Origin of the sequence: Amycolatopsis sp. WAC 04182, from assembly GCF_003947465.1 — a bacterium.
Lineage (GTDB): Bacteria > Actinomycetota > Actinomycetes > Mycobacteriales > Pseudonocardiaceae > Amycolatopsis.
This window is the reverse complement of the sequence record NZ_QHJJ01000002.1, coordinates 834,708-849,859: the sequence shown is the minus strand read 5'-3', so window position 1 is coordinate 849,859 and position 15,152 is coordinate 834,708. Positions and strand designations below refer to the sequence as shown.

General features: G+C 67.1%; 16 protein-coding genes and 1 tRNA gene. 10 read left to right on the top strand and 7 right to left on the bottom strand.

Annotated features, from left to right (window positions below; all coding sequences use genetic code 11):
• Window positions 1-148 precede the first annotated feature (148 nt).
• The 5 genes from recA to DMH01_RS11175 all read left to right on the top strand — a co-directional run bounded on the left by recA (window position 149) and on the right by DMH01_RS11175 (window position 3,878).
• Window positions 149-1,189 (top strand): recombinase RecA, encoded by a 1,041-nt coding sequence (gene recA / locus DMH01_RS11195; RefSeq protein ID WP_125675722.1) that lies wholly within the window; start codon window positions 149-151, stop codon window positions 1,187-1,189.
• A 77-nt stretch (window positions 1,190-1,266) separates the two neighbouring features.
• A complete protein-coding gene (locus tag DMH01_RS11190; RefSeq protein ID WP_125676691.1) occupies window positions 1,267-1,794 on the top strand; it encodes a regulatory protein RecX in 528 nt (175 codons plus the stop codon).
• Window positions 1,795-2,148: 354 nt separating this feature from the next.
• Window positions 2,149-2,772, top strand: a complete 624-nt coding sequence (locus DMH01_RS11185; protein ID WP_125675720.1) for a glyoxalase — start codon at window positions 2,149-2,151, stop codon at window positions 2,770-2,772.
• A 50-nt stretch (window positions 2,773-2,822) separates the two neighbouring features.
• Window positions 2,823-3,263: an iron chaperone gene (locus DMH01_RS11180; RefSeq protein ID WP_125675719.1), complete on the top strand. Its 441-nt coding sequence runs from the start codon at window positions 2,823-2,825 to the stop codon at window positions 3,261-3,263.
• 177 nt (window positions 3,264-3,440) lie between these two features.
• Window positions 3,441-3,878, top strand: a complete 438-nt coding sequence (locus tag DMH01_RS11175; protein ID WP_125675717.1) for a GNAT family N-acetyltransferase — start codon at window positions 3,441-3,443, stop codon at window positions 3,876-3,878.
• Between the two features lie 46 nt (window positions 3,879-3,924).
• Here DMH01_RS11175 and eda read toward each other — a convergent pair whose 3' ends face one another.
• Both eda and edd read right to left on the bottom strand, forming a co-directional pair.
• Window positions 3,925-4,545, bottom strand: coding sequence for a bifunctional 4-hydroxy-2-oxoglutarate aldolase/2-dehydro-3-deoxy-phosphogluconate aldolase (eda, locus tag DMH01_RS11170; RefSeq protein ID WP_125675715.1), 621 nt, complete (start codon window positions 4,543-4,545; stop codon window positions 3,925-3,927).
• Entirely contained in the window at window positions 4,542-6,431 is a 1,890-nt protein-coding gene (gene edd, locus DMH01_RS11165) for a phosphogluconate dehydratase (protein WP_125675713.1), read from the bottom strand. Before edd ends, eda begins: the two co-directional genes overlap by 4 nt.
• A gap of 264 nt (window positions 6,432-6,695) precedes the next feature.
• Between edd and DMH01_RS11160 the strand changes: the two genes are divergently transcribed.
• The 5 genes from DMH01_RS11160 to DMH01_RS11140 all read left to right on the top strand — a co-directional run bounded on the left by DMH01_RS11160 (window position 6,696) and on the right by DMH01_RS11140 (window position 11,069).
• On the top strand, window positions 6,696-6,983 hold the full coding sequence (locus DMH01_RS11160) for a hypothetical protein (RefSeq protein WP_016332714.1): 288 nt from the start codon (window positions 6,696-6,698) through the stop codon (window positions 6,981-6,983).
• On the top strand, window positions 6,980-7,810 hold the full coding sequence (locus DMH01_RS11155; RefSeq protein ID WP_125675711.1) for a hypothetical protein: 831 nt from the start codon (window positions 6,980-6,982) through the stop codon (window positions 7,808-7,810). The genes DMH01_RS11160 and DMH01_RS11155 overlap by 4 nt, the downstream gene beginning before the upstream one ends.
• A 51-nt stretch (window positions 7,811-7,861) precedes the next feature.
• Window positions 7,862-9,778, top strand: a complete 1,917-nt coding sequence (locus DMH01_RS11150) for a fumarate reductase/succinate dehydrogenase flavoprotein subunit (RefSeq protein WP_125675709.1) — start codon at window positions 7,862-7,864, stop codon at window positions 9,776-9,778.
• On the top strand, window positions 9,775-10,527 hold the full coding sequence (locus DMH01_RS11145) for a succinate dehydrogenase/fumarate reductase iron-sulfur subunit (protein WP_125675707.1): 753 nt from the start codon (window positions 9,775-9,777) through the stop codon (window positions 10,525-10,527). Before DMH01_RS11150 ends, DMH01_RS11145 begins: the two co-directional genes overlap by 4 nt.
• A gap of 470 nt (window positions 10,528-10,997) precedes the next feature.
• Window positions 10,998-11,069: transfer RNA gene (locus DMH01_RS11140), tRNA-Glu, on the top strand.
• 147 nt (window positions 11,070-11,216) lie between these two features.
• On the opposite strand, the gene DMH01_RS11135 is transcribed toward DMH01_RS11140, so the two are convergent.
• The 5 genes from DMH01_RS11135 to DMH01_RS11115 form a co-directional block, all read right to left on the bottom strand.
• Window positions 11,217-11,660: a class I SAM-dependent methyltransferase gene (locus DMH01_RS11135; protein WP_125675705.1), complete on the bottom strand. Its 444-nt coding sequence runs from the start codon at window positions 11,658-11,660 to the stop codon at window positions 11,217-11,219.
• 122 nt (window positions 11,661-11,782) lie between these two features.
• Window positions 11,783-12,688, bottom strand: a complete 906-nt coding sequence (locus DMH01_RS11130) for an amino acid ABC transporter permease (protein ID WP_125675703.1) — start codon at window positions 12,686-12,688, stop codon at window positions 11,783-11,785.
• A complete protein-coding gene (locus DMH01_RS11125; RefSeq protein WP_206743472.1) occupies window positions 12,685-13,380 on the bottom strand; it encodes an amino acid ABC transporter permease in 696 nt (231 codons plus the stop codon). The genes DMH01_RS11130 and DMH01_RS11125 overlap by 4 nt, the downstream gene beginning before the upstream one ends.
• Before the next feature lie 84 nt (window positions 13,381-13,464).
• A complete protein-coding gene (locus tag DMH01_RS11120; protein ID WP_199745435.1) occupies window positions 13,465-14,322 on the bottom strand; it encodes a glutamate ABC transporter substrate-binding protein in 858 nt (285 codons plus the stop codon).
• Between the two features lie 56 nt (window positions 14,323-14,378).
• Window positions 14,379-15,107, bottom strand: a complete 729-nt coding sequence (locus tag DMH01_RS11115; protein ID WP_199745481.1) for an amino acid ABC transporter ATP-binding protein — start codon at window positions 15,105-15,107, stop codon at window positions 14,379-14,381.
• Window positions 15,108-15,152: the final 45 nt, after the last annotated feature.

Genomic DNA, 15,152 nt, shown 5'->3' with positions numbered 1-15,152 from the left:
ACGTTCGTCTAGGGTGTTGTCCACAACGGGGTCAGCGATCCACAGCTTGGGCGCGAGGCCTGGAATTGTCGGTGGTCGCCCGTAGCGTCGGACCCGACAGCTCAGAACTGAAACAAGCCCTACCGGCTCAACCAACGAGGTGGACTCCATGGCACCAGCAGCACCCGACAAGGACAAGGCGCTCGAACTGGCCCTCGCCCAGATCGACAAGCAGTACGGCAAGGGCTCGGTCATGCGACTGGGCGAAGAGGGCCGTGTGCCGATCGAGGTCATCCCGACCGGGGCCATCGCGCTCGACGTCGCGCTCGGGATCGGTGGACTGCCCCGTGGCCGGGTCATCGAGGTCTACGGTCCGGAGTCCTCCGGTAAGACCACCGTCGCGCTGCACGCGGTCGCCAACGCGCAGCGGAACGGCGGCATCGCCGCGTTCATCGACGCGGAGCACGCGCTGGACCCGGATTACGCCCAGAAGCTCGGCGTCGACACCGACGCGCTGCTGGTCTCCCAGCCGGACACCGGTGAGCAGGCGCTCGAGATCGCGGACATGCTGATCCGCTCCGGCGCGCTCGACATCCTGGTCATCGACTCGGTCGCCGCGCTCGTGCCGCGTGCCGAGATCGAGGGCGAGATGGGGGACAGCCATGTCGGTCTCCAGGCCCGGTTGATGAGCCAGGCGCTGCGGAAGATGACCGGTGCGATGAGCAATTCCGGCACCACCGCGATCTTCATCAACCAGCTGCGCGAGAAGATCGGCGTCATGTTCGGCTCCCCGGAGACCACGACCGGTGGTAAGGCGCTGAAGTTCTACGCGTCGGTCCGCCTGGACGTCCGCCGGATCGAGACGCTGAAGGACGGCGGCGAGCCCGTCGGCAACCGCACCCGGGTCAAGGTCGTGAAGAACAAGGTCGCGCCGCCCTTCAAGCAGGCCGAGTTCGACATCCTGTACGGGAAGGGCATCTCCCGCGAGGGTTCGCTGATCGACATGGGTGTCGACCAGGGCATCCTGCGCAAGTCCGGCGCCTGGTACACCTACGAGGGCGACCAGCTGGGCCAGGGCAAGGAGAACGCGCGCAAGTTCCTGCTCGAGAACCCGGACATCGCCAACGAGATCGAGAAGCGCATCAAGGAGAAGCTCGGTATCGGTGCCGTCGTCGACGCCGAAGCCGCCCCCGCGCCGGTCGACTTCTGAGTTCCGGAGCCCGCCAGGGGTTGAAGCCGCCGATCGATCGTTTCGACTGGAGTGAGAGCTGAATGCGTGCGCCCAAAGTGGATCCGGCGGAGCTGCCGCCGGACGAGCGGAGGAAGAAGGCCAAGGAGATCTGCTTCGATCTCCTGGCCGCGCGCCCGCGTTCCACGGAGGAACTGCGTCAGGCCCTCAAGCGCAAGGGCTTCGACGAGGAGACGACGGAGACCCTGCTCGGTAAGCTGGACCAGGCAGGGCTCATCAACGACGCCGAGTTCGCCGAGATGTGGGTTCGTTCCCGCCATGCCAACATGGGCCTGGGACGGAACGCCCTCGTAGCCGAACTCAAACGTAAAGGAATCGATGGGGATATCGCCGTCCAGGCCGCCGAAGAGGTGGACCGAGAGGCAGAGGAGCAGCGCGCCCGAGAGCTGGTACGGAAGCGCATGCGCTCCTTGGGCAACGTCGACGAGCAGACGGCGATCCGCCGCCTGCTGGGCTTCCTCGCCCGCAAGGGCTATCCCCAGGGGCTGGCCTACACCGTGATCCGCGACGAACTCCGCGAGTTCGGCGCCGAGTCGGCGCTGCTGGACGACGCCACCCTCGACTGACCTTCCTCATCCGAGCCGCTCACCGGCCGTGCGGGCCCCGCTTGCCCGCCGGCCGGTGTTGTGCGTTCTGGCGGTCGTGAATGGCGTTTCGGGTCTTAGGTACCTACTGAAGGTGGCGGCCAGTGGGTCGCAGGCGCCGTGAAGGCCCCCTTCCCTCGGCTCAGCCGAGGAAACTCGACCTTCACACCTTGCAGGGGCGAGCGAGTGCGGCGGTGGCCTGGTGGGTCACTCTCGTGAATGGTGAGGACGGTCAGAGCCCGAAATGTCACTCACGAACCACATCTGACCAGCGCCGATACGACCGATCAGGAATCGAGAAGCGCCGGAGGCCCGCCCGGAAATAGCGTTACCGGCATGAACTTCATCGACGCCATCACCCTCGAAGTGGCCGACACCGAGGCCGCCGAACGCTTCTACACCACCGCCTTCGGGCTCGGCTCCGAGCTGCGTCTGCGGGCTTCGCAGGAGCCGTCCACCGGCTTCCGCGGCTACACCTTGTCCCTCACGGTTTCCCAGCCCGCCAACGCCGACGCGCTCATCGACGCCGCCGTCGCCGCCGGGGCGACCGTGATCAAGCCCGCCGCGAAGTCGATGTGGGGTTACGGCGGAACCGTGCAGGCCCCGGACGGCGCGATCTGGAAGATCGCGACCTCGGCGAAGAAGAACACCGGACCGGCGGCCCGCGAGTTCGACGCCATCGTGTTGCTGCTGGGCGTCGCCGACGTGGCCGCGAGCAAGAAGTTCTACGTCGAGCACGGCCTCGCCGTGGGCAAGAGCTTCGGCCGCGTGTACGTCGAGTTCGAATCCGGCTCGAGCCCCGTGAAGCTGGCGCTGTACAAGCGCAAGGCCCTGGCCAAGGACGCCGGCGTGTCCCCTGAGGGCACCGGTTCGCACCGCATCGCGATCTGCGGCTCCGCACCCTTCACCGACCTCGACGGGTTCGTCTGGGAGACCTCGGCTCTCGCCGCCCAGTCCTGATGTGCCACTACCGGATGCCCCCGCTCGCCGCATACCTAGGAGAAAACGCCATGACCACCACGTACGAAGGATTCACGGCCGAAGAGAAGGCCGCGATGAAGGAACACGCCCAGGACATGAAGAAGGCGGCTCGCCGCGGTTCGGCCGCCGACAAAGCGGCGGCGGCCGAGCAGGACGTGGTCGCGAAGATCGCCGAGATGTCCGACGAGGACCGGGCGCTGGCCGAGCTGGTCCACGCCGTCGTGAAGGCGAACGCCCCGATGCTCGCGCCGAAACTCTGGTACGGCCAGCCAGCCTACGCGCTGGACGGAAAGCTCGTCTGCTTCTTCCAACCCGCTGCCAAGTTCAAGACGCGGTACGCGACGCTCGGCTTCAACGACGCCGCTCGGCTGGACGACGGCGCGATGTGGGCGACGGCCTTCGCGCTGACCGGTGTCACCCCCGAGGTGGAGGAACGCATCGCCGCGCTGGTGAAGCAAGCCGTCAGCTGAGCCACCGCAGACGATGCCCGGCGGCGAGCACGCGGGAAGTTGTTGCGAAAGCCACTTTCGCAACGTCCTTCCCGCCAAGCCGCACCACCGGCGAGTGGCAGCTCGGTTTACCGCGTGAGTGGCCACTCGCGACACAGTGGCGAAACCCTAGGCTCGGGTGATCACTGAGAGGACCACATGATCACCATCGCTCCACTGGAGCCCGAAGACCGCGAAGCCTGGGAACACCTGTTCCGCGCGTACATCGCCTTCTACGAACGTGTTGCGCCCCAAGAGGTCTACGACCGAGCCTGGCGCGAATTCCAGGCAGGGGAACGGATGCACGCGCTCGGTGCCCATGTGGGAGGCGAGCTCGTCGGGATCACGCATTTCCTGGTGCATCCCAGTACTTCCGCGCTCACCGACGTCTGTTACCTGCAAGACCTGTTCACGGCGCCGGAAGCCCGGGGCAAGGGGGTCGCGCGGGCGTTGATCGAGGCCGTCGCGGGCTGGGCGCGCGACCGCGATTGCGCCCGGGTCTACTGGCACACCAAGGAATCCAACGCCACCGCGCGCCGCCTGTACGACCAGGTCGCGGTCAACCGGGGCTTCATCCAGTACCAGCTGCCGCTCTGAGAACAGTGAGGGCCACCCGTCGCACGAGTGGCCCTCACAACGCGGATCAGAGCTTCGAAGCCTCCGCCGCGAACGCTTCGATCTTCCCGAAGTCCTTGGCCGCCAAGGCGTCCTTCGGCGTCAGCCACGAACCGCCGATGCAGCCCACATTGGACAGTGCGAGATAGTCCGGCGCGGTCTTCACGGTGATCCCGCCGGTCGGGCAGAACTTCAGCCCGGGCAGCGGCCCGCCGATCGACTTCAGGTACGCCACGCCGCCGCTGGCCTCGGCGGGGAAGAACTTCAGCGCGGTCAGCCCGCGTTCGGCCAGCCGCATCGCCTCGGACACCGTGCTCGCGCCCGGCAGGAACGGGAGCCCGGTCTCGAACGCGGCATCCAGCACGGCGTCCGTGCAGCCCGGGGTCACCAGGAACTTCGCGCCGGCGGCGGCCGCCTGCTTCGCGTGCTCGGGCGCGGTGACGGTCCCGGCGCCGATGACGATCTCCGGGACCTCCGCGGCGATCCGCTCGATGGAGGCGAGTGCCGCCGGGGTGCGCAGGGTCAGCTCGATCACGCCGATCCCGCCCGCGAGCAGGGCCCGCGCGGTGGGCACGGCGTCGTCGGCGTCGTCGAGCACGACGACGGGCATCACGGGGGACAGGCCGAGCAGGTCGGCGCCGGTGGTCACTGGGTTACCTCCACAGGGGTCAACGTGTGCGCCGGAGCGCCGAAGTGTTCCGGCGTGAGCGGTCCGAACACGCTCGCGCCCTGATCGGCGGGGCCGACCGCGCGGCGCAGCGCCGCGAACAGCTCCCGGCCGGTGCCGGTCCAGGATGCCTCCGAAGGCGGGGAGTCCACCAGTTCACGGCGGGCGAGTTCTTCGTCACCCACGAGGACGTCGAGCGTCCCGGCCCTGGCGTCGAGGCGGACGACGTCGCCGTCGGCGATCCGCGCGATCGGGCCGCCCGCGGCGGCTTCCGGGGTCACCTGGATCGCGGCCGGGATCTTCCCGGACGCGCCAGACATCCGGCCGTCGGTGAGCAACGCCACCTGGTGCCCGCGGTCCATCAGCACACCCAGCGCCGGGGTGAGGCCGTGCAGCTCCGGCATCCCGTTGGCCTGCGGGCCCTGCTGCCGGATGACCACGACGACGTCGCGGTCCAGCTCGCCCGCCTCGAAAGCGTCCTTGAAGGACTTCTGGTCGGTGAACACCCGCGCCGGGGCCTGGACGATCCGGTGCTCCGGCGCCACCGCCGACACCTTGATCACCGCGCGGCCGAGGTTGCCCGCGACCATCCGCAGCCCGCCGTCGGCGGCGAACGGCCGCCACACGGGACGCAGCACGTCCTCGTCGAGGCTGCGCGTCGGGACGTCACGCCAGACGAGCTCGCCCTCGGACAGGATCGGCTCCTGCCGGTAGCGGTGCAGGCCCTGCCCGGCGACGGTCAAGACGTCCTCGTGCAGCAGGCCCGCGTCGAGCAGGGTGCCGACCAGGAACTGGATGCCTCCGGCGGCGTGGAAGTGGTTGATGTCGGCGCTGCCGTTCGGGTACACGCGCGCCAGCAGGGGGATCACCGACGACAGAGCGGAGAAGTCGTCCCAGGTCAGCTGGATGCCCGCGGCCGCGGCGATCGCGACGAGGTGCATCGTGTGGTTGGTCGATCCGCCCGTGGCGAGCAGCGCGATGACACCGTTGACGACGGCCTTCTCGTCGATCACGCGCGAGATCGGCGTGTACTCCTCGCCGCGCGAAAGCTTCACCACGCGGCGTCCGGCCTCTTCGGTGAGTGCCCTCCGCAGCGGCGAGTTCGGCTGCACGAAGCTGGCGCCCGGCAGGTGCAGGCCCATCACCTCGACGACCATCTGGTTGGAGTTGGCCGTGCCGTAGAAGGTGCACGTTCCCGCCGAGTGGTACGAAGCCGCTTCGGCGTCCAGCAGGTCTTCGCGGGTCGCCTTGCCCTCGGCGTAGAGCTGGCGCACGCGCGCCTTCTCCTTGTTCGGCAGGCCGGAGTTCATCGGCCCGGCGGGCACCAGGATCGTCGGGAGATGCCCGAAGGACAGTGCCCCGATCAGCAGTCCGGGAACGATCTTGTCGCAGACGCCGAGCAGCAGCGCCGCGTCGAACATGTCGTGGGAGAGCGCGATCGCGGTCGACATCGCGATCACCTCGCGGCTGAACAGCGACAGCTCCATCCCGGGACGGCCCTGGGTGACGCCGTCGCACATCGCGGGCACGCCACCGGCGAACTGCGCCACCCCGCCCGCCTGGCGGACCGAGCCCTTGAGCATCGCGGGGTACTCCTGCATCGGCTGGTGCGCCGAAAGCATGTCGTTGTAGGACGAGACGATCGCGACGCCCGGCGCCCGCACGGCGCGCAGTGCCGCTTTGTCGACACCTTCCATCGCGGCGAAGCCGTGGGCGAGGTTGCTGCAGTCGAGGCCGCGCCGCATCGGTCCTTCTTCGTGGGAGGCGGCGACGCGCTCGAGATGCGCGGCGCGGGTTTCGGCGCTGCGGGCGGCGATGCGTTCGGTGACTTCGGCGATGATGGGGTGGACGTTCGGGGCGGTGCTCATTGTCCGGCTCCGGATCACTGGTCGTGGTGGTCCGCGGGACGGCAACGCTGACGTCGCTGGGTCGTGACAGTGGCCACAGTAACCCAGGGGAAAGCCCGGATCAAAATCGATACAGAAGATCGACTCGCGTGACCTCCGTCACGTCACTAGGTTCCACTGTGCTACTTGTCACATTGCACAACGCGCGGCAGAGTCGAGACGGCGAGGAATCGCTGGCCTTCGAAGGCTCAAGCGGCCAACCGAACCGACCATCGGGAGGTACCGATGTCCACCACAGAGATCGCCGAGCTTCGGCGAGCCATCGGTCAGTTGAGGCAGTGCGTCGGCGCGCTGCGGTCCCGATACGGCGACGCCTCGGCGGTACGGCGCCTGGCGAACGACGTCGAGCGCCTCGACATCGACGCGACCGACCTCGACACGACCCCGAACGCGGTGCCCGCCCAGGCGAAGGCCGCCGACCGGGTCCAAGTTCCCGACACGCCCTACGACCCGGCGCTCTGGCAGGGCGCCGATGACGAAGGCGTCGGCGGCTACAAGCGCGACCAGCGGTGAGCGCCCCCGCCGGCAACGAGGCCGGACGGGGTACGGGGGTCCGCGCACCGTCGCGGGCCCGGATCGCCGAAAAAACGCTGCGCACCGACCGGTGGTGGCTGTCCCCGCTGCTGACCGTCCTCGGCCTCTCCGCCTTCATCATCTACGCGACGATCAGGTCCTTCGTGCGCACCGCCTATTGGGTGCCCGAATACCACTACCTGACGCCGTTCTATTCGCCCTGCGTCTCGGAATCCTGCGTCGAAGGCTCCCGGCATTTCGGGGCCTGGATCGGCGAACTGCCGGGCTTCATCCCGCTCGGCTTCCTCGTCCTGCCGTTCCTGCTGGGCTTCCGGCTGACCTGCTACTACTACCGCAAGGCGTACTACCGCGCGGTCTGGTTCTCACCGCCCGCCTGCGCGGTCGCCGAACCGCACGCGAAGTACACCGGTGAGACGCGGCTGCCGCTGATCATCCAGAACGCCCACCGCTACTTCTTCTACGTCGCCGTGGTCGTCTCGCTGGTCAACACCTACGACGCGATCACCGCCTTCCACGGCAAGACCGGCGGATTCGGTTTCGGGCTCGGCAACATCGTGCTGACCGGCAACGTGATCCTGTTGTGGGCGTACACGTTGTCGTGCCACTCGTGCCGTCACGTGACCGGCGGCAGGCTCAAGCACTTCTCGAAACATCCGGTCCGCTACTGGATCTGGACGCAGATCACGAAGCTCAACACCCGCCACATGGCGCTGGCGTGGACGACGCTCGGCACGCTGGTGCTGACCGACCTCTACGTGATGCTCGTGGCGAGCGGCGCCATTTCGGATCTGCGGTTCATCAACTAGCGGCGCGGGAATCTCCCGTCCCCGGCGACAAGCTTTGAGGTGGCTCTTTTCATGACCGAGGTCGAACGGCTCAACTACGACGTGGTGGTGATCGGTGCCGGCGGTGCCGGTCTCCGCGCGGTCATCGAAGCCCGCGAACGCGGCTTCAGCGTCGCGGTGGTGTGCAAATCGCTCTTCGGCAAGGCGCATACGGTGATGGCCGAAGGCGGCTGCGCGGCGTCGATGGGCAACGCGAACTCGAACGACAACTGGCAGGTGCACTTCCGCGACACCATGCGCGGCGGGAAGTTCCTCAACAACTGGCGGATGGCCGAACTCCACGCCAAGGAGGCGCCGGACCGGGTCTGGGAACTGGAGACCTACGGCGCGCTGTTCGACCGCACCGCCGACGGCCGGATCAGCCAGCGCAACTTCGGCGGGCACACGTACCCGCGGCTGGCGCACGTCGGCGACCGCACCGGGCTCGAACTGATCCGCACGATGCAGCAGAAAATCGTTTCGCTGCAACAAGAGGACTTCAAGGAGACCGGCGATTACGAGGCGAGGATCAAGGTCTTCGCCGAATGCACGATCACGGAACTGCTGACCGACGACGGCCGGATCTCGGGCGCCTTCGGGTACTGGCGCGAGAGCGGCCGGTTCATCCTGTTCGAGGCGCCGGCGGTGGTGCTGGCCACCGGCGGCATCGGGAAATCGTTCAAGGTCACCTCGAACTCGTGGGAGTACACCGGTGACGGGCACGCGCTGGCGCTGCGGGCCGGGGCGACGCTCATCAACATGGAGTTCGTCCAGTTCCACCCGACCGGCATGGTCTGGCCGCCGAGCGTGAAGGGGATCCTGGTCACCGAAGGCGTCCGTGGTGACGGCGGGGTCCTCAAGAACACCGACGACAAGCGGTTCATGTTCTCCTACGTCCCTGACGTGTTCAAAGGGCAGTACGCGGACAGCGAGGAAGAAGCCGACCGCTGGTACACCGACCAGGAGAAGAACCGCCGCACCCCGGACCTGCTGCCGCGGGACGAGGTCGCGCGCGCGATCAACACCGAGGTCAAGGAGGGGCGGGGGTCGCCGCATGGCGGGGTCTTCCTCGACATCGCCAGCAGGCTGCCCGCGGAGGAGATCCGCAAACGGCTGCCGTCGATGTACCACCAGTTCAAGGAACTCGCCGACGTCGACATCACGAAGGAGCCGATGGAGGTCGGCCCCACCTGTCATTACGTGATGGGCGGGATCGAGGTCGACCCGGACACCGCCTCGTCGAGCGTGCCCGGGCTGTTCGCCGCGGGCGAGTGCTCGGGCGGGATGCACGGTTCGAACCGGCTCGGCGGCAACTCGCTGTCCGATCTGCTGGTCTTCGGCCGCCGCGCGGGACTCGGTGCCGCGTCCTACGTGTCGGACCTGAAGGACCGCCCCAAGGTCAGTCAGTCCGATGTGGACGCCGCCGCGGCGATGGCGCTCGCGCCGTTCGACCCGCCGGGTGACGGCGTCGAGGAGAACCCGTACAGCCTGCACACCGAACTGCAGCAGTCGATGAACGACCTCGTCGGCATCATCCGGAAATCGGAGGAGATCGAGCGGGCGCTGGAGAAGCTCGGGGAACTGCGCGAGCGGATCAAGCGGGTCACCGTCGAAGGGCACCGGCAGTTCAACCCCGGCTGGCATCTCGCCGTCGACCTGCGGAACATGCTGATGGTCAGCGAATGCGTGGCGCGCGCCGCGCTGCTGCGGACCGAGAGCCGGGGCGGGCACACCCGCGACGACCATCCGGGCATGGACGCCCAGTGGCGCAACAAACTCCTGGTCTGCTCGGCCACGCCGGGCGACAACCCGGTGGTGCCGGAAGTCGGCATCGAGGTCAAGGAGCAGATCCCGCTGCGGCAGGATCTGCTGGAACTGTTCGAACTCTCCGAGCTGGGGAAGTACTACACCGACGAAGAACTGGCCTCGCACCCCGGGAGCCCGGCATGAGCTACAAGGCGAGTTTCCGGGTGTGGCGCGGCGACGCCGACTCCGGTGAGCTGAAGGACTACAGCGTCGAGGTCAACGAGGGCGAGGTCGTCCTCGACATCATCCACCGGTTGCAGGCCACCCAGGCCTCGGATCTGGCGGTGCGGTGGAACTGCAAGGCGGGCAAATGCGGTTCGTGCTCGGCGGAGATCAACGGCAAACCGCGGCTGCTGTGCATGACGCGGATGTCGACCTTCACCGAGGACGAGGTCATCACCGTGACCCCGATGCGGACGTTCCCGGTGATCCGCGACCTGGTGACCGATGTGTCGTTCAACTACACCAAGGCCCGCGAGATCCCGTCGTTCACGCCGCCCCCGGACCTCAAGCCGGGGGAGTACCGGATGCAGCAGGTGGACGTCGAGCGCTCGCAGGAGTTCCGCAAGTGCATCGAGTGCTTCCTGTGCCAGAACACCTGCCACGTGGTGCGCGACCACGAGGAGAACAAGGAGGCCTTCGCCGGGCCCCGGTACCTGATGCGGATCGCCGAACTCGAAATGCACCCCCTCGACGTCGCCGACCGGCGTGACGAGGCGCAGGAGGAGCACGGGCTCGGGTACTGCAACATCACCAAGTGCTGCTCGGACGTGTGCCCGGAGGGCATCCACATCACCGACAACGCGCTGATCCCGATGAAGGAACGCGTCGCGGACCGGAAGTACGACCCCATCGTGTGGCTGGGGAACAAGCTGTTCCGGCGGGACAAGTAGACCCGACCGGCTCGGTACCGGCGCTCCTTCGCCCGCCTGAAGTACATGAAGGCCCCTTCCTTGCGCCAGGCGCAAGGAAGGGGGCCTTCATGTACTGGGGAAGGTGTGAAGGTCGAGTTTCCTCGGCTGAGCCGAGGGAAGGGGGCCTTCACGCGCAGCTGGTGTGGCTGCTGGTGCAGATGGGACGCACGTGGCGACGTCACGGCTCTTTAATCGGTTGCCCCGGCTCACTCGCCTGTCGCACACTTACCCGCACACCGACCAAGGAGGACACATGACGCGACCTTGTTACGCCATGGCCCTTGGTATGGAAGAGAAACACGGCTCCCCGCCGTCGTCCTAGCAGGACGTCGCGTACGTGGAGCCGCCCCTCGGGAAACCGAACCGGGCGGCTTTTCCTTTGGTGAACCCTGATTTCTGGAACGAAGCAGTCCGGTGTGCGGTGCGCGCCGGACTGTGTTCCAGGCCAAGGCGCGTTGGTCCAGCGGAAGGGATACCGGGTTTTCACCCCGGTGACGTGGGTTCGACTCCCACACGCGCTACGCCCCGGCACGGCGGGGAAACCTGTTCCGTCGTACCGGTGCGGCGGTGTGGGGTCCGTGTGTCCCATACCGCCAGACGCGCACGGTCCGGCGACCGGCCGGGATTCATAGCCCCGGCCAGCCTGGCTCGACACCAGGGTGCGCGACTCAGCCCATCTTGCGGGCGCTGTGCACGTCGCCGCTTTCGTGGCGGCGCAGGACGATGTCCTGGAAACCGTTGTCCCGCAACGCTTCTTCCAGGCCGATGCCGTTCGTGGCGACGGCCACGAGCAGTCCGCCCGTCACCAGGCTCGCGGCGACGCGGCCGAGAGGGTCGGAAGAGTCCAGGAAAGCCAGGACGATGTCGAAGGCACCCATCACGGGCAGCCGGGCGAACTGGTGGACCTCGTAGGAGATCCCGACGGGGTCGCGTTCCTCTTCGCGTTGCGCGGCCGCGATCAGCGTCTGATCCGCGTCGACGCCGACGACGCGGCGAGCGCCCTTGCTTCGGAGCAGGCGGGGATAGCGGCCATCACCGCACCCGACGACCAGGACCGACCTGCCCGCCAGGTCCGGCAGCGCTTCGAGCAGCGTCGCGGCCTGGTCCGCCATACGGCCGACGTTAGCCGACGAGGTCACCGTCCCGACAGGACCAAGAGGCCTATCCCGAAATACATGAAGGCCCCCTTCCTGTACGTAGGCGCAAGGAAGGGGGCCTTCATGTACTTACGGAGCTACAGCGACCGACCGGTGTTGAAGTCGGTGGCATCGACGACGGACGCGGGTGCGTCGTGCACCGGCTTGGCCCCCTTGGGAGCCTTCTTCCGCCGCGCCAGCTTGTTCTCCAGCCACGACGCGAACCAGCTCAGGAGCAGGTTCAGCACGATGAAGATGATCGCGACGATGATCAGCGTCGGGATCGTGTTGCCGTAGAGACCGGTGAGCGGCCCGGTACTGCGGATCAGCTCGTTGAAGCCGATGGTCAGCTGACCGGCCAGCGCGGTGTCCTTGAGGATGACCACCAGCTGGCTCACCAGCGCGGGCAGCATCAGGGTGACCGCCTGCGGCAGCAGGACGGTCATCATGATCTGGGTCTTGCGCATGCCCAGCGCGGACGCGGCCTCACCCTGGCCCTTGGGCAGCGAAAGGATGCCCGCACGGAACACCTCGGCCATGACCGAGCCGTTGTAGAGCACCAGACCCGTCACCGCGGCGAACAGCGGGCGGATCTCGGCGTCGATGTCGGTGTAGAACGCGTAGAACGCCGCGGCGAAGACCATCAGCAGCAGCACCGGGATCGCCCGGAAGAACTCGACGACCGCGCCGACCGGGACCCGGATCCACTTGTGGTCCGACAACCGGCCGATGCCCAGCAGCGCACCGATCGGCAGCGCGATCACGATCGACAGCGCGGCGGCCTTCAGGGTGTTGAGCAGACCGGGCACGATGAACTCGGTCCAGGTGGAGCCGTTGAGGAAGGGCTCCCACAGTGCGCCGGCCCACTGGTTCTTCTCGTCGAAGCCCACGTAGATGTAATAGAGCACCAACGCCAGGACGAGGAAGAAAAGGACGCTGTAGAGCCAGTTCCGTGCCCGCGCCTTCGGCCCGGGGATGTCATAGAGGACGGTCTGCGCGCTCATCGCTTGACCTCGACCTTCTTGGCGACCCAGCCCAGCAGCAGGCCGAGGGGGAGGACCAGGACGACGAAACCGACGGCGAAGACCAGGAAGACCAGGAGCAGCGAGTCGGACTCGTTCTCGATCATGTCCGACATCAGCAGCGACGCCTCGGCGACACCGATGATCGAGGCGACCGTGGTGTTCTTCAGCAGCGCGATCATGACGTTCGCCAGCGGTGCGATCACCGACCGGAACGCCTGCGGCAGCACGATCAGGGTCAGCACCTGGACGAAGCCGAGCCCCAGCGCGCGGGCCGCTTCCGCCTGGCCGACCGGGACGGTGTTGATACCCGACCGCAGCGATTCACAGACGAACGTGGCGGTGTAGGCGACGAAGCCGAGGATCGCGAGCCGGAAGGCGTTGTCCTCCAACGACGTCGTCGACTCCGACGAGGCCAGGTTGAGTCCCAGTGTGGAGGACAGTCCCAGCGACGTGAAGACGATGATCACCGTCAGCGGGGTGTTCCGGAAGATGTTGACGTAGGCGGTGCCGAACGCCCGCATGATCGGAACGGGGCTCACCCGCATCCCCACCAGGATGGTGCCCCAGATCAGGGAACCGATCGCGGAGAAGAAGGTGAGCTTGATCGTCATCCAGAAGGCGCCGAGCAAGTCGTAATTGGGATTGTCGAGGAAATCGAACAAGGTGCTCAACCCAGCCTCGGTATGGGAACGGTGCGCCGCGGTACACGGCGCACCGTTCGATTCCTTTGGTTCAGCGGCTCAGCGAGCCGGGTGTCAGGAGATGGCCGGGGGCTCGGGGATCTTGTAGCCCGACGGGCCGACGTTCTTCTCCAGAGCGGCCTTCCACGCGCCGTCCTGCTGCATCTTCTTGATCGCGTTGTTGATCGCGGTGATGCTCTCGGCGTCGTCCTTCTTCAGGCCGACACCGTACTTCTCGTCGGTGAAGCCCTTGCCGACCAGCTTCAGCTTGCCGGGCTGCTGCGCGGCGTAGCCACCCAGGATGACGTCGTCGGTGGTCATCGCGTCGACGGTCTTGTTCAGCAGCGAGGTGACGCAGTCGGTGTACTTGCCGCGCTCTTCGAGCTGAACTTCCTTGGCGTACTTCTCCTTGACGTTCTGCGCCGGGGTCGAACCCTTGACCGAGCAGAGCTTCTTGTTGCCGGTCAGCGACTCCGGGCCGGTGATGTCGGTGGAGTCCGCGCGCACCAGGAGGTCCTGGTGGGCGATGAAGTACGGGCCCGCGAAGGAGACCTCGTTCTTGCGCTTGTCGGTGATCGAGTAGGTGGCGACGATGAAGTCGACCTCACCCTTCTTGATCAGGTCCTCACGCTGCGCGGACTGCGCTTCCTTCCACGTGATCCCCGACTCTTCGACGCCGAGCTCCTTGGCGATGTACTTCGCCACGTCGACGTCGAAACCGGCGTACGTGCCGTCGGCCTGCTTCTGGCCGAGACCGGGCTGGTCGAACTTGATGCCGATGACGAGCTTCTTGTCGCTCTTGGCCTTCGCCACCACGTTCTTGGCGCCGCTGGAGCCGCTGCCGGCGTCCGACCCGCCGCCGCCACAGGCGGAGAGGGCGAGACCGGCCGCCACGACGGCCGCGCTCATTCGCAGAACTCGGTTCAACCGCATTGTTCTCAGTTTCCTTCCGAATCTTGTCCAGCCGATACCGGCCGGCGGGGAAGACCTCAGTGGGTCAGGATCTTGCCGAGGAAATCCTTGGCGCGATCCGTCTTCGGCTTGGTGAAGAACTCGTCCGGGGTGGAGTCCTCGACGATCTCGCCGTCGGACATGAACACCACCCGGTTCGCCGCGCGCCGCGCGAAGCCCATCTCGTGGGTGACGACGAGCATCGTCATCCCGTCCTTGGCGAGCGTGGTCATCACGTCGAGGACCTCCTGGACCATCTCCGGGTCCAGCGCCGAGGTCGGCTCGTCGAACAGCATCACCTTGGGGCGCATGGCCAGCGCGCGGGCGATCGCCACCCGCTGCTGCTGCCCGCCGGAAAGCTGCGCCGGGTACTTGCCGGCCTGGTTGGCGATGCCGACGCGTTCGAGCAGGTCCATCGCGGTCTTGCGGGCCTCGGCCGTGTTGACCTTGCGGACCTTCATCGGCGCGAGCATGACGTTCTCGAGGATCGTCTTGTGCGCGAACAGGTTGAACGACTGGAACACCATGCCGACGTCGGCGCGCAGCGCGGCCAGCGCCTTTCCTTCGGCGGGCAGCGGAACACCGTCCACCGCGATCTCACCGGAGTTGATGGGTTCCAGCCGGTTGATCGCCCGGCACAGCGTCGACTTGCCAGACCCGGACGGCCCGAGCACGACCACGACCTGCCCGCGCGGCACCTCGAGGTTGATCTCCTTGAGCACGTGCAGGTCGCCGAAGTACTTGTTCACGGCGGCCGCCTTGATCATCGGCGCCGCCACCTCCGCGGTCATCTGGCCTCCAGGAGCGTTCGT

What these genes read in the sequence shown, in the direction of transcription:
- recA (WP_125675722.1), top strand. Translation starts at nt 149, where the DNA reads ATGGCACCAGCAGCACCCGACAAGGACAAGGCGCTCGAACTGGCCCTC.
- DMH01_RS11150 (WP_125675709.1), top strand. Translation starts at nt 7,862, where the DNA reads ATGACCGAGGTCGAACGGCTCAACTACGACGTGGTGGTGATCGGTGCC.
- DMH01_RS11120 (WP_199745435.1), bottom strand. Translation starts at nt 14,322, where the DNA reads ATGCGGTTGAACCGAGTTCTGCGAATGAGCGCGGCCGTCGTGGCGGCC.
- DMH01_RS11160 (WP_016332714.1), top strand. Translation starts at nt 6,696, where the DNA reads ATGTCCACCACAGAGATCGCCGAGCTTCGGCGAGCCATCGGTCAGTTG.
- DMH01_RS11185 (WP_125675720.1), top strand. Translation starts at nt 2,149, where the DNA reads ATGAACTTCATCGACGCCATCACCCTCGAAGTGGCCGACACCGAGGCC.
- DMH01_RS11115 (WP_199745481.1), bottom strand. Translation starts at nt 15,107, where the DNA reads ATGATCAAGGCGGCCGCCGTGAACAAGTACTTCGGCGACCTGCACGTG.
- DMH01_RS11175 (WP_125675717.1), top strand. Translation starts at nt 3,441, where the DNA reads ATGATCACCATCGCTCCACTGGAGCCCGAAGACCGCGAAGCCTGGGAA.
- edd (WP_125675713.1), bottom strand. Translation starts at nt 6,431, where the DNA reads ATGAGCACCGCCCCGAACGTCCACCCCATCATCGCCGAAGTCACCGAA.
- DMH01_RS11135 (WP_125675705.1), bottom strand. Translation starts at nt 11,660, where the DNA reads ATGGCGGACCAGGCCGCGACGCTGCTCGAAGCGCTGCCGGACCTGGCG.
- DMH01_RS11145 (WP_125675707.1), top strand. Translation starts at nt 9,775, where the DNA reads ATGAGCTACAAGGCGAGTTTCCGGGTGTGGCGCGGCGACGCCGACTCC.
- DMH01_RS11180 (WP_125675719.1), top strand. Translation starts at nt 2,823, where the DNA reads ATGACCACCACGTACGAAGGATTCACGGCCGAAGAGAAGGCCGCGATG.
- DMH01_RS11130 (WP_125675703.1), bottom strand. Translation starts at nt 12,688, where the DNA reads ATGAGCGCGCAGACCGTCCTCTATGACATCCCCGGGCCGAAGGCGCGG.